Source organism: bacterium, from assembly GCA_020440705.1.
Taxonomy (GTDB): domain Bacteria; phylum Krumholzibacteriota; class Krumholzibacteriia; order LZORAL124-64-63; family LZORAL124-64-63; genus JAGRNP01.
In genome coordinates this window covers 1-534 of record JAGRNP010000386.1, presented here as the reverse complement: position 1 = coordinate 534, position 534 = coordinate 1, and the positions used below count along the sequence as shown (strand labels likewise).

The following is a 534-nucleotide window of genomic DNA, read 5'->3' as shown; positions in this document are numbered from 1 at the left end:
CGACCTTGAGCACCTCGTCCAGGGTCCGGCCCTCGACGAACTTCATCACCATGTAGTAGACGCCGGCTTCCTGCCCGATCGCGTAGGCCGGCACCAGGTTGCGGTGCTCGACGCTGGCGAGGGCCCGGGCCTCGTGCATGAACCGCGCGAGCACGCCCGCGTCGGCGCCCGAGACCCGCATCGCCTTGATGGCGACCGGCCGGCTCAGGGTCAGATCGGTGCCCCGGTAGACGACACCCATGCCGCCCCGGCCGACCTCGACGTCGATGCGATAGCGCCCCTCGAGCACCGTGCCCCGTTCGAATGGCTGGGGACCGCCGCTGCGGTCGAAGCCGCAGGTGGGGCAGACGGGGTTCGACTCGGCGACGCTCGCCGCGCATGCGGGACAGGTGGCGACGGTGGACCTTCCTTCCATGGCCGAATCGGCGCATATAATGGCAGAACTTCTGCGGGACCGGAAACACGCCGCGTGAGCACTCGGTGAGCAGCATCTCCCAGACCCCCTGCGTGCACTGTGGCGCCGCCCTCTCGGCG

1 protein-coding gene is annotated in these 534 nt (G+C 69.9%); it reads right to left on the bottom strand.

The window, feature by feature from the left end; genetic code table 11:
- Positions 1–415 (bottom strand): protein kinase (locus tag KDM41_18930; GenBank protein ID MCB1185500.1); only part of this gene is annotated, 415 nt, incomplete at its 3' end.
- Positions 416–534: the final 119 nt, after the last annotated feature.